Here is a 22,596-nt window from a genome sequence, read left to right as displayed (position 1 = left end):
GTCATGGCTTTCGTCCCGACCGGCCCGGACGCGTGGGGTAGGGTGCCCCGGATTGACCGCCGTCGCGCTCATCGCGTACCGTGACGGGGCCGTCTCGACGGCTCCGCTGGCGTGCCCGCACGCCGGTACCGCTGGCCGCGGGGCGTATGACGACCGTGGCGGCACCCCTCGTGATCCACCGACGTTTTGGAGTATCGCCGTGAGCAAGCGGACCTTCCAGCCGAACAACCGGCGTCGTGCCAAGGTGCACGGCTTCCGTCTGCGCATGCGTACGCGCGCCGGCCGGGCCATCCTCTCCGCGCGCCGCCGCAAGGGGCGCAGCGAGCTCTCCGCCTGACGGTCTTGCTGCCGTCCCAGCACCGGCTACGTCGTTCCCAGGACTTCGACGACGTGGTGCGGGGCGGCGCCCGTAGCGGCGCGCGGCGACTCGTCGTGCACCTGTCGACCACCCCGCCCGACGACGGCTCAGCGCCGCCGCGGGCGGGTCTCGTGGTCTCCAAGGCCGTCGGCGGCGCCGTCGAGCGGACCCTCGTCAAGCGTCGCCTGCGGGGGTTGCTCGCCGAGCGCCTGGGCGGGCTCGAGCAGGGCGACCGCGTCGTCGTGCGGGCCCTGCCGGCCGCGCACCGGGCGACGAGCGCCGAGCTCGGCTCCGACCTTGACGCCGCCCTCGCCGGCGCGCGGCGGCGCGCGAACCGACCCGGCCGACGGAGCCAGCGATGAGTTCGCGCAACCCGCTGACGATGGTGCTCGTCGGACTCGTCCGCGCCTACCAGCTCGTGGTCTCCCCGTGGTTCGGCCCGAGGTGCAAGTACTACCCGTCGTGCTCCGCCTACGCGATCACCGCGCTGCGGGTGCACGGCCCGGTGCGGGGCCTCGGGCTCGCGGTGTGGCGGGTGCTGCGGTGCAACCCGTGGAGCGACGGGGGCGTCGACCACGTGCCCCCGCGAGCGGGGAAGGACGAGGGAGCACGTACCCTCGGGGTTGAATCCAGCGGGGCGCGCGCAGGCGCGCCGCAAGACTCCTAGGAGAGCAAGCCCATGGGCTTCTTTGACACGATCCTCGCGCCGATCATGTGGGCGGTCGCCTGGATCATGGTGGGCTTCCACGAGGCGCTCGGGTGGATCGGCGTCAGCGGAAGCATCTCCTGGGTGCTCTCCATCGTCGGCCTGGTGGTCGTCATCCGCATCCTCCTCATTCCGCTGTTCTTCAAGCAGATCAAGGCGTCGCGCGGAATGCAGATGCTGCAGCCCGACATGCAGAAGCTGCAGAAGAAGTACAAGGGCAAGACGGACCCGGCATCCCGCCAGGCGATGCAGGAAGAGATGATGGCGCTGTACAAGCGCCACGGGACGAACCCGTTCGCCTCGTGCCTGCCGATCCTCGCGCAGAGCCCCATCTTCTTCGCGCTCTTCCGGGTGCTGTACTCCCTCACGGACATCGCCTCGGGTGAGCGTGCCGCGATCGGCCCGATCACCCAGGACGTGGCCCGGGCCATCGAGGGCTCCGAGCTCTTCGGCGCCTCGCTGTCGTCCTGGTTCCTCCAGCCGGACGCCTCGATGCAGGTGCGGATCGTCACGGTGGTCCTCATCGTCGCGATGTCGGTGACGACGTTCACCACCCAGCGCCAGCTCACCATGAAGAACATGCCGGCCGCCGCGCTGGACAACCCCATGGCCAAGCAGCAGAAGATGCTCATGTACATCCTGCCGCTGGTCTTCGCCTTCTCCGGCGTCAACTTCCCCATCGGTGTGCTGCTCTACTGGCTGACGACCAACCTGTGGTCGATGGGCCAGCAGTTCTACACGATCCGCAAGATGCCCGCGCCGGGCTCGGAGGCCGAGAAGAAGTTCAAGGAGCGCCAGGCGCGCAAGAACGCCCGCAAGGGCATCGTTCCGGAGGTCGATCAGCCGGAGGCCGTCCAGGAGACCCCGCGCGGGCAGCGCGTGCAGCCCAAGCGCAAGGACCGCGCGAGGCGTCCCGGCCAGCCCGGTGGACCTGCCCTGGGCACCGGCGCGCTCGACGGCGCAGCGGAGTCCGAGGCGCTCGGGGACGCCCTGACGGCGCCCGCGTCGAGCGGTGCGGGCTCCCGGCCGGCGCCGACCTCCCCGGGGACGAGCGCCGCTGGACTCACCCCTGAGGAGCGGGCGGCACGCCGGCACGCCGAGCGCGCCGAGCGCCGTCGCGCCGAACGGGCGCGGCAGGGCGGCAACCAGGCCAAGAAGAAGCGCAAGTGACGATCCCACCCCCGGCCGGCTCGGACACGCCTGCCGCCCCTGACGAGAAGAGGACCAGCGTGAGCGAGCAGGAGACGGTCGTGGGCACGGCCGAGACGCCGGACGGCGAGACAGCTACCGAGGCGCCGTCGCGGGTGAAGCGACTCGAGGAGGAGAGCGAGATCGCCGCCGACTACCTCGAGGAGCTCCTCGACATCGCCGACCTCGACGGGGACATCGACCTCGCCATCGAGCACGGCCGCGCCGCCGTGGAGATCGTCACCGAGGAGGGCGACGGCCGCTGGCTGCGCAAGCTGGTGGGGCGCGACGGAGAGGTCCTCGAGGCGCTCCAGGAACTCACTCGGCTCGCGGTCCAGGCGCGCACCGGGGAGCGCAGCCGGCTCATGCTCGACATCGTCGGGTACCGCAAGGAGCGTCGCACTGAGCTCACCAGCGTGGCCGAGGCTGCCGTGGCCGAGGCGCAGCGCACGGCAGGACCGGTGCGTCTCGCGGCGATGAACCCGTTCGAGCGCAAGGTCGTCCACGACGTCGTCGCCCGGGCCGGGCTGGTGAGCGACTCCGAGGGCACGGAGCCCGACCGGCACGTGGTGATCCGGCCCGCGGCAGCGTCCTGACGGCGGGACTCACGGTCCCTATCAGGCAGGTGACGGAAAGTTGAGTAGCGAGTCGGTCGACGCTCCGGCGCCGGCAGAGCGCCCGGACCCCGCCCTCGAGGGCTACTTCGGCGCCGCTTGGCCGCGGATGGTCCGGTTCGCCGAGCTGCTCGAGCGTGAGGGCGAGCTACGCGGGCTCATCGGCCCCCGCGAGCTCCCGCGGCTGTGGTCCCGGCACCTCGTGAACTCGGCCGTCGTGGCCGACTTCGTCCCGCCGTCGAGCACCGTCGCCGACGTCGGCTCCGGTGCTGGCTTCCCCGGCCTCGTCCTCGCGATCATGCGGCCGGACGCGGACGTCCGGCTGATCGAGCCCATGGAGCGCCGGGTGGAGTGGCTCCGGTACGTCGCGGACGACCTCGCCCTCGAGAACGTCTCCATCTCCCGTGCGCGCGCCGAGGAGCTCCATGGCGCGGCGACCTTCGACGTCGTGACGGCGCGCGCCGTGGCGGCCATGGACAAGCTCGCGCGCTGGACGCTCCCGTTGGTCGCCCCGGGTGGACTCCTCCTCGCGCTCAAGGGCGAGCGTGCCCCGGCCGAGCTCGAGGCGGCACGGTCGGTGCTCCGCAAGCTGGGCGCAGAGAAGGCGGAGATCCATGAGGTCGTCGGTCCCCTGGGGGACCGGGCCGCAACGCTCGTCGAGGTCACGACGCGACCCTGACGGTCGTGGCCGAGGTGGGTCTGGCTGGGCGCCTCATGCCGTGCCTGTCAGCCGTAGCGGACTCTGCCGTGCGGCGCGTGTGACAGCACCCCCCCGTTCGCGCTGAGCCGTCGCTCGCCGTTCGCCGCTCTTGCCCGCGGCGCGCGTCGTGCGGCGCGGCGGGCTGTGGAGGGCCCGCGGGTCGAGCACCCGCCGCCGAGCCCGAACCCGACCTCCCCAACTGTCCGACAGATGGCGGTAGCCGCTCGCCGTTTCACGAGAACGCGCCGGTGCCCGTGTGCGCCAGCGCGAATCACACGGACCGCGGCATGGGATTGCCGGGGCCCAGGTCAGCGGCCGACAGCCACCGGAGGGGCATCGGGCTTACAGCCGGAGCCCGGACCCATGGACGCTCACGCTAGACGGGTAGGTACAGCTCGTGCGGGTGCCCGCCGACGCACGCCCCCCGCACCAGCGCGGGCGGCGACGACGGCTCCGGGTTGAGCCGCGGCGGCAGCGGTCCGCGGTGCACGCGGTACGCGTGTAGTTGGTTCTCACGACTACTTCCCGGCGCAGGGCCCTGGCGGTGGTTATGGTTATGCCGTTTCACGTGAAACCATCCCCTGCTCCCGTCCGCTGTATTGGGGTAAGTCGGCGTAGCCCGTCGGTTCGCGTTGTCGACAGGCACCTTCCCTGCCGACCACGGGGCGCCAGGCCTATCGGGCGGATGGTGCGACCCCGGGCGGGCGCCCGGGCCGCTGAGCGCCCGTGAACGCGGGATCCGGGTCGATGAGATGTTGCCGCACCGGCAGGACGACGTATCGGCGGTCCGGCCACCTGCTAGCCGGTGCCGGCGCGGGTCATCGGCGCTGTCGGCGTGCCACCCGCGTACGCGCTGGGTGGCCGCTGCGGCGGTGGCGCGGCGCCGGCTGCGGCAACCACCTCGCGCACGGCCGGGCTGTTCCACGTGAAACGACGCGCATCGAGCCGACCCCGCTGCCGTGCGGGTTACACATGGTCCTGGCGAGACGGTGCGGCGGAGCTGAGCGCCCGCGACGACGGGTACGGACACGCCGATTCGTCCGGCATCCGCGGTGCGGCGCCCGTCCCGACGCGTTCGTCGAGACAACCATAGAGACCCTCTGTGCCCGGGTGTGCGTCTGCGCCGGGCCTCGGTGGCGTGTCCCGTGCCGCGCGCTGCCGTATCGGAGCAGATGCGGCCCCTGCCCCAGGTGGGCTCTCCGTGAGGGTGCGCGGGGCTAGGGGCAGTCGGCGCGGGCGACTCGGGCAGCCCGGCCGATGCGAGGGCCGCGGCCAATGCATCAGAGCGCGGGTTTCACGTGAAACAGGGGCCGGGGCAGGCGGCGTTGCGCCGGTCGGCGGCGTGCGCGTTCCCGCGATGCTCGGCATTCTCGGGCTCAGTGGGTACGGCTGGTTGATCGAGCGCAGCGGGGTGGTAGCGGGCAGCGGGGCGCACGCCAAGACGGCTCGTGGAAGTTCGACGCGGATTCCCGCGGTAGTCCCGGCGGGGGGGTTCCGCGGTGCAGGGCTTCGCCGCTACCGGTCGTGGCTGCAGGACGCCGGGGCGCTGTTGGGACGCGGGCGGTGTTTCACGTGAAACAGCCGCGCGCTCCCGCCGGTTCTAGCCGGCAGTCCCGCACCGATCTGGACACCGCAGAGACGGCGGGCCGTGTCGCATGTCCTGGGCGTTTCACGTGAAACGCCTCCGCCCTCCGGCCGCCGGGCGCGGCGGAGGCTCTGCGAGCTGCAAGCGGAACGCGGGTCGCCCCTCAAGGGGATCGTGGCGCGCCGCGCAAAGAGGGTCCGCGCGGCGATCACCGTGAGGCCTTGCCGCGGTTGACGTATGCCGCCCCCAGGCCCGGTAATGGCCCGTCGGAGGGCGCGGGACCCGCCTGGGGACCGGGCCCGGTGTTGCGTGAGCGGGTGTTAGCCCTGCGGGATGCGAGGCGGGAGCGGGTAGGCCAACCACGGCCGCCAGCGCAGCTTCCCGGCACCTCCAGACCGGACTCTATTGCGCGGTTTCACGTGAAACGTCTTAGACGTAGACCGCGAGTCGCTGAGCCTGCAGGCATCGCCGGCGCCTGGTGCGCGCAGTGACAAGGTCGTTGCAGCGTGGCGGCGCGTGTTCGCCCGACCCACTTCCCCACCATGGAGGACGCGTCTCATGCGATACGAGGTGGACGTTGTAGCGTGGAGAGTCGGCACCGCGCCGAGGTCGGAGCTCGGCTCGGCGCCCTCCGCAGGCGCGGTGGTCGCGGGCCGCTATCGACCACTGGCGCCGTCGCGACGGCACGCCTTCGCGAGCCCTTGTCATGCCCAACCGGGATAGCGGGGCTGCATGCGCTCCCCGGCTGGACACGTGACCGGCGAAGCGGTCCCCTGCCCGTGCCCTGTGAGTTAAAGGGGAGGCTCCGCGGGGCCGCACGGCACGGGGGGGCTTTGCCAGTCCGCGGCGCCTGCCCCGGTGAGTCCTGACAGTGCACCGGTAGTGTTGGCGGTTGCCATGTTTCACGTGAAACCGGCTCGAGATCGGGCGCGGCGGTGCGTCGTCGATGCGCGACGGAGGTACGGATGGGCAACGTGAGGCGCGCTCCGAGCGTCGGCGCAGTTGCTCTCTGTGTTTCACGTGAAACCGTGGGTGGAATCGCTCCGCTGCCAGCGGTGTGCTCCGTCGCCGGGCGCGTTCATTGTGAGGCGCCCGGTGTTCGGCGCGGTCGAGGTAGTTTGCGCGGCTACTGACCGGGTCTTGCCTGGGTGACGCGGCTGGGGTTGATGCGCACCGGGCAAGCGCGATCCCAGGCACTGTGAGCGTTGCTGTAGTGGTACGCCTTTCGGATAGCACTCGACCCGCTCACACCCTCGCGTACTCGTGCCCCTGGCGGTTCGTCGGCGCCGTGGAAGAGCGTCCGCGCGCGGCCAGAGATGGGCAGCGGGGCGGTGCTGCAGTCGCACACCTCTCACCTAGCCCACGCCGTGTTTCACGTGAAACGGCCCACGTACGACACGGGGCGCCCCTGTCGGGATCTGTCGGTGCGGGGCACTACTCTGGCAAGAGACAACCGACCCGGAGGATACAAGGGTGTACGCGAGCACGTCACGCAGCCGGTCGGATCGTGCCCCGGCGTCGCTGGCCGGGGGCATCGGAGGAACGCATGGTTGACCACGACCCGACCCACGCTCTCATGAGCTCTATCCCGGAGACCGACGAGACGACGCCGCTTGCGGCGCAGCTCGCCGAGGACGCACGACGCCGCATCGGCCTTCAGGGCCGGAAGTTCCCGGCGCCTCCGCATACGCGGGTGCTCACCGTGGCCAATCAGAAGGGCGGGGTCGGCAAAACGACAACCGCCGTGAACATGGCGGCGGCGCTCGCCACCGGGGGCCTCCGGGTCCTTGTCATCGACAACGACCCTCAGGGAAATGCGTCGACGGCGCTGGGGATCGACCACCCGAGCGGCACGCCGTCGGTCTACGACGTGCTCATCAACGACGTCCCCCTCGCCGACGTGGTCCAGCCCTGCGAGTCCGTCCCCGGGCTTATCGGCGCACCGGCGACGATCGACCTGTCCGGCGCCGAGATCGAGCTCGTGTCCATGGTGGCGCGCGAGAACCGGCTGCTCAAGGCGATCCGCGCCTACCTCGCCCATCGCGAGGAGGCCGGCGAGCCGCGGCTGGACTACATCTTCATCGACTGCCCCCCGAGCCTCGGTCTGCTGACCGTCAACGCGTTCGTCGCAGCGCAGGAAGTCTTCATCCCCATCCAGTGCGAGTACTACGCGCTGGAGGGGCTGAGCCAGCTCCTGCGGAACATCGAGCTCATCCGGGGGCACCTCAACCCTGATCTACATGTGTCGACGATCTTGCTCACCATGTTCGACAAGCGCACGAACCTGGCCCACCAGGTCTCGGCCGAGGTGCGCGAGCACTTCCCGGTCCAGACCCTCGAGACGTGGATCCCGCGTTCGGTGCGAATCTCTGAGGCGCCCAGCTACGGCCAGACCGTCCTCACGTACGACCCGACGTCCTCCGGCGCGCTGGCGTACCGCGCAGCCGCCAAGGAGATGGCCGAGCGTGCTGCCGCGCTCGCTGAAGCACCACGACCCAGTCCGTCGTTCGGACGCACCAATTCGGAGGATGGCAATGGCTGAGAAGCGACGTGGACTCGGCAAGGGGCTAGGGGCACTCATCCCCTCCTCGCCGACGCAGAGCCGCCCGATCGACGTGTTCTTTGCGGACAGCCCCCGTGAGGACGGCGGTGGCCGTCCTGCGGGCACCCGCGGAGGCGGCGTGGCGGAGATCCTCCTCGGCGGCGCGGGCGACGCGACCGCCACCAATGGCAGCAGTAACGGCAATGGCGCGGGCAACGGTGTGCACGAGGCGGCCCGGAACGAGTCGACCGCCGCCACGGCAGTGACCTCGACGGCAGCGACCTCGACAGCGGCGACCTCCACGGGCGCCGACACCTCCGCGGCGCACGGCGACAGCCCGTCGGCTCCGGAGGCCGAGGGGGCGGCCGCACAGGCCCGCACCACGGCTGAGCCGCTTGCGGCGGCCGAACCTGCGACCGCCGCCCCAGAGGCACCCACGGCGGCCCCTGAGGAGCCCACCACGGCCGTCGAGGCACCCACGACCACTGCTGTGCAGCCCACAGCGGTCGCCGCGGAGCCCGCGGCTTCCGTCGAGGTGCCCAGTGACGACGCGGCGGACGACGGTGACCTCGTCGCCGTTCCCGGCGCGTACTTCGCCGAGGTGCCCGTGGACGACATCGTCGCCAACCGGCGCCAGCCGCGGCAGGTCTTCGACGAGGAGGAGCTCGAGGAGCTCGCTGCGTCGATCCGCGAGGTCGGGGTCCTCCAGCCGATCGTCGTCCGGGCGCTCCCCGACGGCGACGAGGCCCCCTTCGAGCTCATCATGGGCGAGCGGCGCTGGCGCGCGTCCCGTCTGGCGGGCAACGCCACGGTGCCGGCCATCGTCCGCGAGACCGGCGACACCGACCTCCTGCGCGACGCCCTCCTGGAGAACCTCCACCGCGCGCAGCTCAACCCGCTCGAGGAGGCCGCCGCCTATCAGCAGCTGCTCGAGGACTTCGGCTGCACGCACGAGGAGCTCGCCTCGCGCATCGCCCGGTCGCGCCCGCAGATCTCCAACACGCTGCGCCTGCTCAAGCTGCCGCCCCTCGTCCAGCGTCGGGTGGCGGCCGGCGTGCTGTCCGCCGGCCACGCGCGGGCGCTCCTGGGCCTCTCCGACGGCGCCGCCATGGAGCGACTCGCCCAGCGGATCGTCTCGGAGGGCCTCAGCGTCCGCACGACGGAGGAGATCATCGCGCTCGGCGACGAGCCCATCCAGCCGGAGATGCGGCGTCGGCCGCGCGCCGGCGCCCACAGCGCCGAGCTCAACGACCTGGCCGTGCGCCTCGCCGACCAGCTCGACACCCGCGTCAAGGTGGCCCTCGGCCAGCGCAAGGGCCGGATCAACATCGAGTTCGCCAGCCTGGACGACCTCAACCGGATCATCCGGCTGCTCGCCCCGGCCGACCCGGGGATCCCGGTCGGTTCGGAGGGCTAGCGGTCCGCGGGCCCGAGGCGTAGGGACGACAGCCTCGGGTCTCGGGCGCTACTCCGCGAGCGCCTCGGCAATGAGCCGGGCGGCGGTGCCGAAAGCGCCGGGATCCGGGCCGGCGAAGGTCAACCGCACGTAGCGACCGGTGGGCTCCGCGGGGAACCACTCATCGCCGGTCGCGATGGTGACCCCCCGAGCCTCGCACCCGCGCGACAGCCGCCGCAGGTCGGTCCGGTCGGGGAAGCGGACCCAGAGGTTGAGTCCGCCCGCGGGGACCACCTCGACCGTCGTCGACGGAAGGTGGGTGGCCACGGCGTCCACCAGGAGGTCGCGGCGTGCGCGCAGCTGCGGGCGCAGGCCCCGGAGGTGCGTCCGCCAGCCGGGCTGTGTCACCACGTCCAGCGCCGCCGCCTGCAGGACGCCGCTCACGTACATTGCCTGCGCCTGCAGGTCGCCGAGGAGGCGCTCGCGAACGGGGCCGCGCGCGATGATCGCCGCGATCCGGATCGCCGGCGAGACGCTCTTGGTGAGGGAGCGCAGGTACACCACGTGCCCGTCCCGGTCCCGCGCGGCGACCGGGGTGACGGCTGCGTCGATCCCGAGGTCGTGCGCCCAGTCGTCCTCGATGAGGAACGCCCCGTGCGCGCGGACGAGCTCGAGCACGGCGTCCGCGTGCGTGGCCGTCCACAGCGCGCCCGTGGGGTTCGCGAACGTCGGCTGGGCATAGAACCCGCGGGCACCGGTCTCGGCGAAGGCTCGGTCGAGAGCGGCGAGGTCCGGTCCGCCTGGCCCCGTGGGCACGGGAACGAGCGTCACACCGACCTGCGAGGCCGCGAGGATGGCTCCCCAGTACGTCGGAGACTCGACCAGGAGCACCCCGCCTCGCCCCGCGATGCTGCGGAACACGGACCCCAGCCCGATCTGGCTGCCGGGCAGGACCATCACGTCACCGGGCGTCGGGGCCGGCAGTCCCGCCGGCGTCTGCGCGCCGAGCTCCGAGGCGAACCACGACCGCAGCTCAGGCAGACCCGCAGAAGCGGAACGCCCGACGGCGGCGTCACTGCGGGCAGCGCGCGTGAGGGCGGCCCGCACGAGGCGCTCCGGCAGGAGCTCGCGATCCGGGTACCCGGAGTGCAGGGCGATGACGTCGGTGGGAACGGACCGCAGAGCGGTCAGGGGGGCGGACGTCGTGGGTCCCGTCGCGCCGAGCGCAGCGGTCTGCCAGGCGTAGTCGTGCGCATGCACCCGGCGCACCGGACGGACGAACACCCCGACACCCGGGCGCGTGTCGATGAGGCCCTCCGCCGTGAGCGTGCGCAGGGCCTTCTGGACCGTGACGGGACTGACCGCGTGGCGGGCAGTGAGCTCGCGGGTGGAGGGCAGCTGCGTCCCCGGAGCGGCCGCCGCGATCCACGCGCGCAGGTCATCGACGACCCGCGCGCTGCTACTCTGATTCATGAAGGGTAATAGTAGCGCTACTCCCCACCGCGCATCTCCGGTACCGACGCCGCGTGCCGGCCTCGCGTGGGGGCTCCTCGGCGTCGCGGCCTTCTCCCTCACCCTCCCGCTGACCCGCGTCGCCGTCGGACCCGGGCAGATGTCCGCGCTGTTCGTCGGCAGCGGCCGCGCGGTCGTCGCGGCACTGCTCGCGGGCGCGGCGCTCGTCGTCACCCGTCAGCCCCGACCTCGCGGGCGGCAGTGGTGGAGCGTCCTGGTCGTCGCCGCCGGAGCGGTCGTCGGCTTTCCTCTCCTCACCTCGCTCGCCCACACGGTGACCCCCGCGAGCCACGGGACCGTCGTCATGGCCCTCCTCCCCGCGGCCACGGCAGCGATCGCCGTCACCCGGACGCGGGAACAGCCAGGCCGGGCGTTCTGGGTCTCCGCCGGAACGGGTGCGGTCGCCGCCGTCACCTTCGCCGTCGTCCAGCACGGCGGCCTCGACCGCCTCCATGCCAGCGCCGGACTCCTTCTCGCGGCGGTCGTCGTCTGTGCGGTCGCGTACGCCGAGGGTGGCGTGCTCTCGCGGGCGCTGGGCTCCTGGCAGACGATCTCGTGGGCCCTCGTGGCCGCGTCCCCGGTGATGATCGTCCTCACGGGGATCGCCGTCGCCGGGCAGCCGCCGTCGGGCACGCCGGCCGCATGGCTGTCGTTCGGCTACCTCGGCGTCGTGAGCATGTTCCTCGGCTTCGTGGCCTGGTACCGCGGCCTCGCGATCGGGCCGCTCGCCCAGGTCAGCCAGGTGCAGCTCGCTCAGCCGGTCCTGGGCATCTCCTGGGCCGCGCTGCTCCTGGGTGAGCGGATCACGGCGGTGACGGTGCTCGGCGGGGCCGTCGTCGTCGCCTGCGCCCTCATCGCCGTCCGCTCGCGGCAACCGCTGGGCGCTGGCGCGCCGTCAGGCGTCCCTCACGCCCCGGCGGCGCGGACGACGAGCGCGCGGTAGAGCTCGGCGACGCCCATCCCGCCTGCGCCGGCCTCGGCGAGGGCGGCCTGGGGGAAGAGCGATGTCTCGGTCATGCCGGGGGCGACGTTCATGTCGATGAACCAGGCGGTCCCCTCGTCGTCGAGGATCATGTCGGTGCGCGAGAGGTCCCGCAGGCCGAGGGCGCGGTGCGCGGTGACGGCCGCCTCGCAGACCGTGCGGCACTGCTCCTCGTCCAGGCGCGCCGGGACGAAGTACTCCGTCCGGCCGGGGTTGTAGCGCGCGTCGTAGTCGTAGGGGCCGTCGGTGACGATCTCCACCGGCGGGAGAGCCCGGGGCCCGTCGCCGAGGTCGACGACGCTCACGGCCACCTCCGTGCCGGTGACGGCGCGCTCGATGAGGGCGAGGTCCCCGTACGCGAAGCACGCGACCATGGCGCCCGGCAGCTCGGCGGCGGAACGGACGAAGGTCACCCCGAGGGCCGAGCCGCCGTCGGCGGGCTTGACGACGAGCGGGAGGCCGAGGCTGCCGAGGACGGCGTCGAGGACGCCCTGGGCGCCGAGCTCCCGGAAGAGGCTCTGGGGCAGGGCGACGGAGCCGGGGGTGGCGAGCCCCGCGTCCGCGACCAGGCCCTTGGCGACCGGCTTGCGCGAGGCCACGCGGGAGGCCGCCGCGTCGCTGCCCACGTACGGCAGCTCGAGGAGCTCGAGGAGGCTGCGGATCGAGCCGTCCTCGCCGGTGGACCCGTGGAGCAGGGGCCAGACGACGTCGGGGCGCTCCTCGGCGAGGAGGGGAAGGAGGCGGGAGTCGACGTCGCGGACGGTGACCCGCACCCCCGTCTCGCGCAGGCTCTCGGCGACCCGGCGGCCGGAGCGGAGGGAGACGTCCCGCTCGTGGGAGAGCCCGCCCGCGAGGATGACGACGTGCAGGTCGTCCTTGGCCCGTGCCGCGCCGGAGTCCGTCGCGTCCTTCGTCCGTTCCGCCTTCACGTCGCCACCCATCAGGTCTGGTCGGGGCTGGGGTTGTCGATGAGGGGCTCGCGCCCGTCCGCGGGCCGCGTCGTGCCGAACATCTCCACGAGCTCCGCCTCGGAGCGGATGACGCCGGCCAGGCGGCGCACGCCCTCGCGGATCCGCTCGGGCGTGGGGTAGCAGAAGGACAGGCGCATGTGGTCGTGCCCCGTCCCGTCGGCGTAGAAGGCGGTGCCGGAGACGTAGGCGACGAGGTTGGTCACGGCGCGCGGGAGCATGGCCTGGGCGTCGAGGCCGGGCGGCAGGGTCACCCACGTGTAGAAGCCGCCCTCGGGCACGGTCCAGCTCAGCTCGGGCAGGTACTCGTCGAGCGCCGACATCATCGCGTCCCGGCGGGTCTCGTACTCACCCCGGAACTGCTTGACCTGGCCGTACCAGTCGTACCCGGCGAGGTAGGCGCTGATGGACAGCTGGCTCAGCCGGGAGGGCGAGAGGATCGCTGCCTCGCTGGCGAGGACCAGCTTCTCGCGCACGGCGTGCGGCGCCGCGGCCCAGCCCACCCGGTACCCCGGGGCGAAGGTCTTGGAGAACGAGCCGAGGTAGACGACGCCGTCGGCGTCGAAGCTCTTGAGGGACGGCAGCGGGTCCCCGGAGAAGCCCAGGAGCCCGTAGGGGTTGTCCTCGAGGATGAGCACGCCGTGCCGGCGGCAGATCTCGACCACCTGGGGCCGGCGCTCCTCGGCCATGCTCACGCCCGCCGGGTTGTGGAAGTTGGGCACGGTGTAGAGCATCTTCACCCGCCGCCCGGCGGCCTTGAGCGCGGTCAGCGTCCGGTCGAGCGCGTCCGGGATGAGGCCGTCACCGTCCATCGGGACGTGGACGACGTCGGCCTGGTAGGCGCGGAAGACGCCGAGCGCCCCCACGTAGCTGGGGGCCTCGGCGACGACGACGTCACCCGGGTCGATGAAGATCTCGGTGACGAGGTCGAGGGCCTGCTGCGAGCCCGTGGTGACGACGACGTCGTCGGGGTGGGCGTGGACGCCGTCGTAGCGCATCACCTCGACGATGTGCTCGCGCATCTCCACCTCGCCCTGGCCGCTGCCGTACTGCAGCGCCTCCTGGCCGCGGTCGCGCAGGAGCCGGGCCGACATGTCGGCGAGGAAGTCCATCGGCAGGCCGCTGATGTTAGGCATCCCCCCGGCGAGGGAGACGACCTCGGGGCGGCTCGCGACGGCGAAGAGCGCGCGGATCTCCGAGGCCCGCATCCCGTGGGCCCGCTCGGCGTAGGAGCTGAACCAGGGGTCCAGCCGCGTACCGGTCCGAGCCGGCATGGCGGGGCGGGCGTCGTCGTGCTCTGTGCTCACCGGCGTCGACCTCCGTGCTGCGGCGCACGGCACGCCGCCCCTGCAGTCTGCCACGACAGCACACGGCCCCCACGCACCCGTCCGGGGCGTGGGGGCCGTGCTGTCAGGTGGTGCGGGACTCAGCCGATGAACTCGGAGAGCTCCTTGACGAAGGCCGGCTTCGGGCGTCCGCCCACGATCGTCTTGGCGAGCTCGCCGCCGGAGTAGACGTTGAACGTGGGGATGGAGACGATGCCGTACCGCTGCGCGACGTCGGGGTTCGCGTCGATGTCGATCTTCACGACCTTGATCCCGGCGTGCTCGGCGGCGACCTCGTCCACGATGGGGGCCATCTTGAGGCAGGGCTGGCACCAGCCCGCCCAGAAGTCCACGAGGACCGGCTTGTCGGACTTGAGGACCTCGTCCTCGAAGGTGTCGTCGGTGACGGCAGTGACGTTGCTCATGGCGTGTCCTTCTCTTCGTCGGTCGTTCAGAGCGCGACGGCGCCCTGCGGGGTCTGGGAGGCGTCGGCCGCGGGCTCCGCGGCCTCGCCGAGGGCGGCGAGGTAGCGCTCGGCGTCCAGTGCCGCCGCACAGCCGGTGCCGGCGGCCGTGATGGCCTGGCGGTAGGTGTGGTCGACGGCGTCGCCGCAGGCGAAGACGCCGGGGACGCTCGTCGCCGTGGAGGGGGACGTCACGACGATGTACCCGGACTCGTCGAGCTCGACGTGCCCGCGCAGGAGGTCGGTGCGCGGCACGTGCCCGATGGCGACGAACAGGCCCGTCGCGTCGAGCTCGCGCAGCTCACCGGTGACGGTGTCGCGCAGCGTGATCCCGGTGAGCCGCTCGGTGCCGTGGAGCTCGGCGACCTCGCTGTTCCAGGCGAACTCGATCTTGTCGTTGGCGAACGCCCGCTCGGCCATGATCTTCGAGGCGCGCAGCTCGTCGCGGCGGTGCACGACGGTGACCTTCGAGGCGAACTTCGTGAGGAAGGTCGCCTCCTCCATGGCGGAGTCGCCGCCGCCGACGACGACGATGTGCTGGTCGCGGAAGAAGAAGCCGTCGCAGGTGGCGCAGTAGCTCACGCCCCGCCCGCCGAGCTCCTTCTCCTTGGGCAGGTCGAGCTCGCGGTAGGCGGAGCCGGTGGCGAGGATGACCGTGCGGGTGCGCAGGACGTCGCCCTCGCCCGTCGTCACGGTCTTGATCTCGCCGCTGAGGTCGACGGCCACCGCGTCCTCGTACCGGATGTCGGCCTTGAACTTCTCGGCCTGCTTCTCCATCCGGTCCATGAGCTCGGGGCCCATGATGGACTCGGGGAAGCCGGGGAAGTTCTCCACCTCGGTGGTGTTGACCAGCGCGCCACCGGCGGTGATCGACCCGGCGAGCACCACGGGCTCGAGGTTGGCACGGGCGGCGTAGATGGCCGCGGTGTACCCCGCCGGCCCCGATCCGATGATGACCGTCTCGTGGAGCCGTGCTACGTCGTGCGTCATGGAAGTCCTTGTCGTGGGGATCGCGTGCTCTTCAGCAGAACCGATCCTAGGCGCGCGTTGTTCCCGGCGTGGGGACGCTCAGCCCAGACCCAGCTCGGCCAGCTCGATGCGGTTCTTCCCGTCCGACTGGGCGACCGGCAGCCCGGTGAACCACAGCACGAGCCGGTCCGTCTCCGTCGGCTCCGACAGGGTGAACACGGCGTCCGGGCCCATCTCGCCCTCGGCGAGGATCGGTCCCTCCGTGGGGGTGGCGGGGTCGGTCGCGCGGATCTGCACCCAGCCTCCGGACCCCATGAGGTTGAGGCGGACCTCGGAGACGGTGGTCGGCTCGGCGAGCGTGACGGCCAGCCCGATGCCGCTCTTCATGCCGTACGCCGGGTCGTTGTAGGAGCGGGAGCGCCAGTAGGTCGCCGGGTCGCCGTCGTGCGCCGCCGGGGTGAGCTCGGGGTTCTCGGCGCCGTCGCCCTCGGGGTCGAGGGGGGCGAGCGCCGCGATCTGCGGGGGCGCGGGGGGCGGCGGCGGGGGTGTGGTCGCGGGCGCGCTCGGAGCCTCGGGCGTGGGCGTGGGCGTCGGCGTCGGGGCGGCGGTGGCCGCCGGGGTGGTCGTCTCGCGCGGCTCGACGTCGGCGGTGAGGGTGCGGAACGCCAGCACCGAGGCGATGAGGACGAGGATCGCGGCGACGACGAGGACGATGGGCGTCGGGTCCAGCTGACGCTCGCGGAAGGGCGCCTCGTCGGTCCGGGTCCCGTCCGGGACGCCGCCGTCCCGGGTGGTGTCGACGTCGTCGCTCACGAGCGCTCGCGCCTCGGTGGCCTCGACGTCCTCGCTCACCGGCGTGCCCGCCAGGGTGGTCGGGGGCGTCTCGGACGCCTCGGCGGCCCGCGTCTCCTCGCGCCGGGCGGCGCGGGCCTGGACGGCCTCGTCGAGGCGGGTGCGTCCGCCGGCGAGCCCACGCCGGAGGTGGTCGACGCCCGTGCGGGTGCCCGAGCCGACGGCGCTTGCCAGACCCCCGGCGGCCGCGGCGACGGCGGCCCCCGCCTGGGAGCCACGCTGGTGGCGGGCCGGGGTGCCAGCGACGGCGCCGGTCTCGAGGATCTCGTCGAAGTCCGGTGCGGCGGCCGGCTGGGCCGGGGGGGCGTGCGGGGTCCACCTGGAGACGTCCGGCGCGGGCGCGACGATCGCGGTGAACTCCCGGGGCCGGGACGGCTCCTCGGCGAGCGTGTGCGGCGCCCAGCGGGCGGTGTTCGGCTCCCACGGGACGCCGTCGGGCACGGCTGGGGAGGTGCGCTCGGCGATCGTCCGGCGCGCCGGCCCGGTGGGGGGCGTGCCGTCGGTCCTCGCCCCGTCGGCGCCGTCCGGCCCGGCGGTGGCACCGGCTCCAGCAGCGGCCGCCGCCGCAGCACCGGCAGACGCCGCGGCGCCGACGACGGGACCGACCGGCCCGGCGCCTGCGGTGGCGGTCCCCATGGGGTCGGCCGTGCCGGCGGTCCCCGTGGGGTCGGCCGTGCCGGCGGTCCCCGTGGGGTCGGCCGTGCCGGCGGTCCCCGTGGGGTCGGCCGTGCCGGCGGTCGTGGCGGTGGCCCCGGTCGGGGTGCCGGCCGCGTCGACGGCCGGCGCGGCGGAGGCGCCCGCGTCCGGCTGGTCCGAGGCGCCCACGGGGGGCGTGCTCACCGGCGCACCGGTCCAGGTGGTGTCGGCGACGAGGGCGTCGACGTTGATGTCGCGCCAGGGTGCGAGCTCGCGGATCACCTCGGACGGCGTGCGGGGGCCGTCGCCGTCGGGTCCGAGGGTGACCACGCACAGCGTGTTGAGGTCCCCGGGGACGCCGTCGCGCAGGTCCGCGGGGGCATCGGCCGGCGCGCCGGGGGTGGGCCACTGCCCCGTGAGGGCGAGGTGGAGCAGCCGGATGAGGCTGACGGCGTCCTCCCGCGCGGTGCGCAGCGGGTCGGTGTCGTCCAGGCCGAGCACCGCCGCCTCGACGCCGACCCCGGTGATGAGGACCTGGCCCTCGGCGGTGACGTGGACGGAGGTCGGTGACAGTGCGAGGTGGTGCACGCCGCGGCGGCGGGCCGCCTCGAGCGCGCTGGCCGCCTCTCCGACGATGGCGCGGGCCTGCTCCACGGGCAGCGTGCCACCCGCGGACAGCTCGGCCAGCGGGGGGCCGTCGACCGTGTCGGCGACGATGTAGGCGCTGCCGTCCTGCGACCCGACGTCGAGGATCCGCTGCAGGCGGGGGTCGCTGACGAGCGCCGCCCGGCGGGCCGCGTCGAGCGCCTCGGCCGACGTGGGGCTGGAGCCGGGGAGGATGATCGCCTCGACGGTGCGCTCGAGGATCTCGTCCCGCCCGCGCCAGCACTCGGCGCCGGGGATGTGGCACTCCAGCTCGTCCTCGAGGCGGTAACGACCCGCCAGGGTCGTGCCGGGGCGCACCTGCGCCGTCCGCGTCGTCTCCTGACCGTCCAGCGCCCTGCCCCCCGCGTCAGTCTGCACGACCCGGTCTGCCGGGTCCGGGCTCATCGTACGCATGCCACCGGCGCCGGTGAGCGCGCGACTCACGCGGGCCAGCGGTGAGCCGAGCGGGCGGGGCAGCCGCCGGGCGACCGCCCCGAGCGCGGACCCCACCGGGCGCTGGATGGTGGCGAGCTCGGAGACCCCGAGCCGGCGGAGCAGGAAGAGGTAGACGGCCGCCATGACGATGCCGGCGACCCCCACGCGCCACAGCGCCTGCAGCAGCCGCACCCCGGTGCCCTCGGCCGTCGCCGCCGGGCCGACGAGCCACAGCAGGGCCCAGCCGACCAGCGTGGCGGGCACGGTCGCCAGGACCAGGCGCACGTGGGTGCGCAGCACGCGGGCGCCGTCGAGGCTCGGGAGCCGGCGCCGCAGCCCGAGGTAGGCGACGACCGCACCGAAGAGGTTGGACGTCGTCGTCGCCGCCGCCGCGCCCACCAGCCACCAGTGGGGCGGGAGCAGCAGCGACAGGCCGCAGCCGAGGACGACGATGGCCGTCATGGGGATCTGGAGCCGGAACAGCGAACGGGTGTCCTCGAACGCGTAGTACACGCGCTGGACCATGGTGAGCGCCCCGAGCGCGGCGATGCCGGCGAGCAGGGCGACGACCACCCGCGCGATGCCCTGCGCCTCGGGGAAGGTGGTGGTGGGCAGGATGGCCTGGACCAGCGGCAGCGCGACGACCGACAGGGCGGCGCTGGCGAAGACGGTGAAGACGGCGATGGTGCGCAGGCCCGTGGACAGGTCGGCGCGCACGCCGGCGAGGTTCTCCTCCGCGGCGTACGTCGACACCCGGGTGAACAGGGCGGTGACGAGCGAGACCGTGATGAGCGACTGCGGGAGGATGTAGAGGAAGTTGGCGTTGTCCCACGCCGCGTTGCCGGGGATGAAGGGCACGCCGGCGTCCGCAGCGATGAGCGGCAGCTGCTCGACGGCGCTCACCGCCCGCGCGACGCCGGAGCCGGCCGCCGCGGCGGCGAGGTTGGAGATGGCGAGGAAGCCCAGCTGGGCGAGCGCCAGGCTCGCGAACGCCCACGTCGCCACGCGGCTCGCCCGCCCCAGGCCGGAGCCCCGCAGGCCCCAGCGCGGACGGAACCGGAAGCCGGACCGGCGCAGCGGCACGAGGAGCACGACGGCCTGGGTGATGACGCCGAGCGTCGCCGTCCCCCCGACGAGGCCGATCCGCAGCGGCGTCCACGCCGTCGGGTCCTCGGGCGCGCCGGTGGCCGCCGGCCCGAACAGGACGATGTAGGCGACGAGGCCGACGATCGCGACGACGTTGTTGACGGCCGGTGCCCACATGTAGGGGCCGAAGATCCCCCGCGCGTTGAGGACCTGGCCCAGCAGGGTGTACATCCCGTAGAAGAACAGCTGCGGGACGCACCACACCGCGAAGGCGACGGCGAGGGCGAACCACTGGGGGTCCAGCTCCGCCGCGTACACGGTGACGAGCAGGGAGGCGCCACCGGTGAGGAGCAGGGTGAGCCCGAGCAGCGCCGAGCCGGCGACCGTGAGGAGCCGGTTGACGTACTCGTCACCGCCGTCCCGGCCCTTCATCGCCCGGACGATCTGCGGGACGAGGATCGCGTTGAGGACCCCGCCGGCGACGAGCATGTAGATGACGTTGGGCAGCTTGTTCGCCACCGAGAAGGAGTTCGCCGCGCCGGTGACGCCGATCGCGGCGACGAGGACGATGTTGCGGACCAGCCCGAGGAGCCGCGAGACGAGCGTCCCGGAGAACATCACGGCCGCCGAGCCGGCGAGGCCCCGGCGTCCTGTCGTCGCCTCGGTCACTGCGCTCCTCCGTCGTCGTTCGTGAGTGCCCCCGTGGCCCGTAGCGCCTGCGCCCGCCGGTTGCGGCGGACGGTGCGGACGAGGCCGACGACGAGCAGGACGAGCAGCGCGCCGGCCGCCGCCCCCGTGCCGAGGTTCTCCCAGTCGGCCCGGACCCGGACGCGGATCTCGCTGGCCGCCCCGATCTCGGCGCCGTCCGGGCCGGCGAGGACGACGTCGACGACGACGTCCCCGCTGCCCACCGCGTGGACGGGGATCTGGGCCGTGGCGGACTGGCGGGGGGCGATCTCCAGGGGGATGCCCTCCTCGGCGACGAGACGGGCGTCGCGCGGCTCGAGCCGGACCTCCACCCGCACGTCCTGGTCGAGGCCGTTGGTGACGCTCACGGGGATGCGGGCGTCGTCGTTGATGAGGTTGAGCGTGCTGCTCGGCTGGGCGGCGACCGCGGACGTCAGGGCGGCGACCGAGTCGGCGACGGTCGCGAGGATCGTCGCGCGGGTGCCGGGGTCGGTGCGCCACTCGGCGGAGAGCGCCACGAGCAGCGCGGTCTGCGCGGGGCCGGTGATCTGCTCGGGGTCCGGCGTCGCGGCGGCCAGGGCGCTCGCGGCGGACAGGACCTCGGTGATGGTGGCGACGTCGGCGCCGTCGAGCTCGCCGGGGTCGATGGCCCGCTCGGGCAGGGCGTCCCGCTCGACGTCGGGCGGCTCCGCGGCGACCAGGTCCGCGACGGGGACGACGTCGACCCACGGGGCGGCGGCGAGCGCGTCGAGCCGCTCGCCGAGGGCGTCGGGGGCGAGGGCGCCGTCCCGCGGAAGGGTGAGGAGCAGCGCGCGTGGGTCGCTGGGGCGCTCGCGGGTGATGACGGCCGTGTCGGCGAGGAGGAGCTGGCGGGCGGTGAGGTCGTCGAGCTCGACGACCTCGGTCTCGCCGCCGGCCACCGGCTCGTGCGTGCCGGCGAGCATCGCGGAGAGGCGCTCGTCGGCGAGGACCGCACGGACCTCCGTCTCGCCGACGGCGACGGTCGCGAGCCCGGCCGGGGTGTAGGTGAGGCGGTCGGTCACCTCGACGGAGCGGGAGGGCAGGACGACCGAGCCGGCGCCTGCCGCGGCGGCGGCGTGCACCGTCACCTGGTCGGGGTCGGCGGTGTCCGGCCACGCGATCCACTCCTGCGCGGGCAGGTCGAGGTCGGCGAGGGTGGTGCGGGTCTGGGCCACGGCCGCCTCGAGGAGGTCGCGGGCGCCGGTGTGGGCGAGCGCCGCGACGTCGGCGTCGGCCCAGGGCAGCGCGTGGAACCGGGGGTGGTCGGCGAGTGCGGCGACGAGTGCCGTCCCCGCGGGGGCCTCCTTGGGCGGCGGCGCGTCGCCGGGCTCGGCACTCGCCGTGGGCTCGGCACTCGCCGTGGATTCCGCGCTTGCCGTGGGTTCCGCGCTCGCCGTGGGCTCGGCCGTCCCCTCCGCCGGGGCGGCGCCGTCGTCGACGGGCGCGGTGGTCTCCTCCGCCGGCGCCGTGGGCTCGGGGGCGGCGGTGGCGTCGTCGCCGAGCCCCCCGTCGGCGGCCGCGGGCGCCAGGAGCGCCGGGTCGACGGCGAGGTCGGCGTCGTCGAGCACCTCGAGGAGCGGCGTGAGCCGCGGGGCGGCGGCGTCGGCGAGGGAGACGCCGGCGTCGATCGCGGTCGTGCGCTCGGCCGCCGTGGGGACGATCGGGGCGAGGACGGCCACGGGCGTGGGGGTGACCTCCACGTCGGGCCACCACACGAGGAAGGAGCGGTCCTGCGCGGGCTCGGTGGTGGCGTCGGCCCCGTCGGCCGCCGTGACCTCGAGGCCGCGCGGGCCCCAGGCGGTGTACGACGCGGCGAGAGGGACCTCCCCGGCGGGGACGGTGAAGGTGACGGTCGTCGTCGCCCCGGGGGCGAGCGGCTGGTCGAGGTCCTCGGCGGCGAGCAGCGTGGTGGCGGAGCGGTAGTCGAGGTCGAGCCAGCGCTCCAGGGCCGAGCGGCTGATGGGCGCCGAGCGCTGCATGCGCATCCGCAGCATCGGCTGCTCGACCGCGGTCGTCGCGCCGTTCGTCACGGTCGCGGTGACCGTGAGGTCGGCGTCCGGCTCGAGCACCGCGGGGGCGATCTCGGTGATGTCCACGACGAGCCGGCCGGCCGCGTCGTCCCCCTCGTCGGCCTCCTCCGCGGCGGGCGGTGTGGGGGCGGTGGCCCACGCGGGTGCGGCCGGCGCGAGTGCGACGAGCAGCGTGAGCAGGAGCGCGAGGAGGGGCCTCGCCGCCCGGCCCGGCGCGCGGCGGGCGGCGGGGCGAGCGGTGGCGGGGCGCCGGTCGTGCGTGCGCCCGGCGGGCCCCGAGGGGCGCGGTCTGCTCATGCCCGTCCGGCCAGCACGTCCCTGGCGGTGGCGACGACCCGCCGTTCGTTGGGGTAGGCCAGGCGTGCCGCGACGTCGTCGAGCCCGACCCAGGCGACCTCCTCGGCCTCGTGGTCGGGGTCGTTGTCCGTGGTGAGCTCGCCGCCGGTCGCCTCGAGGAGGTAGTGGTGGACCACCTTGTGCACCCGGCGGTCGTCGCCGGCGAACCAGTAGTCGATGGTGGCGAGGTGGCGCAGGATGCGGCCCCGGATGCCGGTCTCCTCGGCGATCTCGCGCACGGCGGCCTCCTCGGCCGTCTCCGCGCCCTCGAGGTGGCCCTTGGGCAGGCACCACTCGAGCCGCCCGGCCCGGTTGCGCCGGGCGATGACCGCGGTGAAGGCCTGCCCGTCGACGACGTCGACGACGAGGCCCCCCGCCGAGGTCTCGTCGACGACGGGGAGGATGGTCGCCCGGGGGCGCAGGACCCGTCGCCGCGGCGGCGTCGGCACGCGACGGCGCGGGGAGGGGACGGCAGCGGGCATACGGCCACTGTAATGAACAGCGCGGGGGCCCGGCCCGGGGAAGGGCCCGCGCGCCCCCGTGCATCGCCACCACCTCCG

The 22,596-nt window shown here is 73.8% G+C and carries 17 protein-coding genes; 9 read left to right on the top strand and 8 right to left on the bottom strand.

What is annotated here, in order from left to right:
• Positions 1-193 precede the first annotated feature (193 nt).
• From rpmH to EBO36_RS15085, 8 genes are all read left to right on the top strand, one after another.
• Complete coding sequence (rpmH, locus tag EBO36_RS15120; RefSeq protein ID WP_187695877.1) at positions 194-337, top strand: 50S ribosomal protein L34; 144 nt, start codon at positions 194-196, stop codon at positions 335-337.
• A gap of 5 nt (positions 338-342) precedes the next feature.
• Positions 343-720 (top strand): ribonuclease P protein component, encoded by a 378-nt coding sequence (rnpA, locus tag EBO36_RS15115; RefSeq protein ID WP_122825336.1) that lies wholly within the window; start codon positions 343-345, stop codon positions 718-720.
• Complete coding sequence (yidD, locus tag EBO36_RS15110; RefSeq protein WP_122825335.1) at positions 717-1,025, top strand: membrane protein insertion efficiency factor YidD; 309 nt, start codon at positions 717-719, stop codon at positions 1,023-1,025. Before rnpA ends, yidD begins: the two co-directional genes overlap by 4 nt.
• A 12-nt stretch (positions 1,026-1,037) precedes the next feature.
• Positions 1,038-2,234 carry a membrane protein insertase YidC gene (yidC, locus tag EBO36_RS15105; RefSeq protein ID WP_122825334.1) on the top strand — a complete coding sequence of 399 codons (1,197 nt, stop codon included), beginning with the start codon at positions 1,038-1,040 and terminating at the stop codon, positions 2,232-2,234.
• A gap of 80 nt (positions 2,235-2,314) precedes the next feature.
• On the top strand, positions 2,315-2,848 hold the full coding sequence (locus tag EBO36_RS15100; RefSeq protein ID WP_187695876.1) for a Jag family protein: 534 nt from the start codon (positions 2,315-2,317) through the stop codon (positions 2,846-2,848).
• 40 nt (positions 2,849-2,888) lie between these two features.
• Positions 2,889-3,545: a 16S rRNA (guanine(527)-N(7))-methyltransferase RsmG gene (gene rsmG, locus EBO36_RS15095; protein WP_122825332.1), complete on the top strand. Its 657-nt coding sequence runs from the start codon at positions 2,889-2,891 to the stop codon at positions 3,543-3,545.
• 3,152 nt (positions 3,546-6,697) lie between these two features.
• A complete protein-coding gene (locus EBO36_RS15090) occupies positions 6,698-7,693 on the top strand; it encodes a ParA family protein (protein WP_122825331.1) in 996 nt (331 codons plus the stop codon).
• On the top strand, positions 7,686-9,110 hold the full coding sequence (locus tag EBO36_RS15085) for a ParB/RepB/Spo0J family partition protein (RefSeq protein WP_122825330.1): 1,425 nt from the start codon (positions 7,686-7,688) through the stop codon (positions 9,108-9,110). Before EBO36_RS15090 ends, EBO36_RS15085 begins: the two co-directional genes overlap by 8 nt.
• Before the next feature lie 48 nt (positions 9,111-9,158).
• Here the strand turns inward: EBO36_RS15085 and EBO36_RS15080 are convergent, their stop codons facing one another.
• The gene (locus EBO36_RS15080) at positions 9,159-10,562 is read right to left on the bottom strand and encodes an aminotransferase-like domain-containing protein (RefSeq protein WP_122825329.1); all 1,404 of its coding nucleotides are present in this window, start codon (positions 10,560-10,562) and stop codon (positions 9,159-9,161) included.
• Here EBO36_RS15080 and EBO36_RS15075 point away from each other — a divergent pair.
• Positions 10,561-11,544 (top strand): DMT family transporter, encoded by a 984-nt coding sequence (locus EBO36_RS15075; RefSeq protein WP_122825328.1) that lies wholly within the window; start codon positions 10,561-10,563, stop codon positions 11,542-11,544. The two genes, EBO36_RS15080 and EBO36_RS15075, sit on opposite strands and share 2 nt — an antisense overlap.
• Here EBO36_RS15075 and EBO36_RS15070 read toward each other — a convergent pair.
• The 7 genes from EBO36_RS15070 to EBO36_RS15040 form a co-directional block, all read right to left on the bottom strand.
• The gene (locus tag EBO36_RS15070) at positions 11,508-12,524 is read right to left on the bottom strand and encodes a D-alanine--D-alanine ligase family protein (RefSeq protein ID WP_122825327.1); all 1,017 of its coding nucleotides are present in this window, start codon (positions 12,522-12,524) and stop codon (positions 11,508-11,510) included. The genes EBO36_RS15075 and EBO36_RS15070 overlap by 37 nt on opposite strands.
• Positions 12,524-13,825, bottom strand: a complete 1,302-nt coding sequence (locus EBO36_RS15065) for an aminotransferase-like domain-containing protein (RefSeq protein WP_122825728.1) — start codon at positions 13,823-13,825, stop codon at positions 12,524-12,526. The genes EBO36_RS15070 and EBO36_RS15065 overlap by 1 nt, the downstream gene beginning before the upstream one ends.
• Positions 13,826-13,977: 152 nt before the next feature.
• The gene (gene trxA, locus EBO36_RS15060) at positions 13,978-14,301 is read right to left on the bottom strand and encodes a thioredoxin (protein WP_122825326.1); all 324 of its coding nucleotides are present in this window, start codon (positions 14,299-14,301) and stop codon (positions 13,978-13,980) included.
• Between the two features lie 26 nt (positions 14,302-14,327).
• Positions 14,328-15,329, bottom strand: a complete 1,002-nt coding sequence (gene trxB / locus EBO36_RS15055) for a thioredoxin-disulfide reductase (protein ID WP_122825325.1) — start codon at positions 15,327-15,329, stop codon at positions 14,328-14,330.
• Between the two features lie 78 nt (positions 15,330-15,407).
• A complete protein-coding gene (gene murJ / locus EBO36_RS15810; RefSeq protein ID WP_244925315.1) occupies positions 15,408-19,631 on the bottom strand; it encodes a murein biosynthesis integral membrane protein MurJ in 4,224 nt (1,407 codons plus the stop codon).
• On the bottom strand, positions 19,628-21,997 hold the full coding sequence (locus EBO36_RS15045; protein WP_122825324.1) for a DUF6049 family protein: 2,370 nt from the start codon (positions 21,995-21,997) through the stop codon (positions 19,628-19,630). Before EBO36_RS15045 ends, murJ begins: the two co-directional genes overlap by 4 nt.
• Entirely contained in the window at positions 21,994-22,518 is a 525-nt protein-coding gene (locus tag EBO36_RS15040) for an NUDIX hydrolase (RefSeq protein WP_122825323.1), read from the bottom strand. Before EBO36_RS15040 ends, EBO36_RS15045 begins: the two co-directional genes overlap by 4 nt.
• Between the last annotated feature and the right edge of the window lie 78 nt (positions 22,519-22,596).

Origin of the sequence: Georgenia faecalis, from assembly GCF_003710105.1 — a bacterium.
In the GTDB taxonomy this organism is placed as follows: Bacteria; Actinomycetota; Actinomycetes; order Actinomycetales; family Actinomycetaceae; genus Georgenia_A; species Georgenia_A faecalis.
This window is presented reverse-complemented; position numbering and strand designations above follow the sequence as displayed.

Coding starts and splice junctions, on each gene's coding strand:
- yidD (WP_122825335.1), top strand. CDS start 717: ATGAGTTCGCGCAACCCGCTGACGATGGTGCTCGTCGGACTCGTCCGC.
- yidC (WP_122825334.1), top strand. CDS start 1,038: ATGGGCTTCTTTGACACGATCCTCGCGCCGATCATGTGGGCGGTCGCC.
- EBO36_RS15090 (WP_122825331.1), top strand. CDS start 6,698: ATGGTTGACCACGACCCGACCCACGCTCTCATGAGCTCTATCCCGGAG.
- EBO36_RS15085 (WP_122825330.1), top strand. CDS start 7,686: ATGGCTGAGAAGCGACGTGGACTCGGCAAGGGGCTAGGGGCACTCATC.
- EBO36_RS15075 (WP_122825328.1), top strand. CDS start 10,561: ATGAAGGGTAATAGTAGCGCTACTCCCCACCGCGCATCTCCGGTACCG.
- EBO36_RS15080 (WP_122825329.1), bottom strand. CDS start 10,562: ATGAATCAGAGTAGCAGCGCGCGGGTCGTCGATGACCTGCGCGCGTGG.
- EBO36_RS15070 (WP_122825327.1), bottom strand. CDS start 12,524: ATGGGTGGCGACGTGAAGGCGGAACGGACGAAGGACGCGACGGACTCC.
- EBO36_RS15065 (WP_122825728.1), bottom strand. CDS start 13,825: ATGCCGGCTCGGACCGGTACGCGGCTGGACCCCTGGTTCAGCTCCTAC.
- trxA (WP_122825326.1), bottom strand. CDS start 14,301: ATGAGCAACGTCACTGCCGTCACCGACGACACCTTCGAGGACGAGGTC.
- trxB (WP_122825325.1), bottom strand. CDS start 15,329: ATGACGCACGACGTAGCACGGCTCCACGAGACGGTCATCATCGGATCG.
- EBO36_RS15045 (WP_122825324.1), bottom strand. CDS start 21,997: ATGAGCAGACCGCGCCCCTCGGGGCCCGCCGGGCGCACGCACGACCGG.
- EBO36_RS15040 (WP_122825323.1), bottom strand. CDS start 22,518: ATGCCCGCTGCCGTCCCCTCCCCGCGCCGTCGCGTGCCGACGCCGCCG.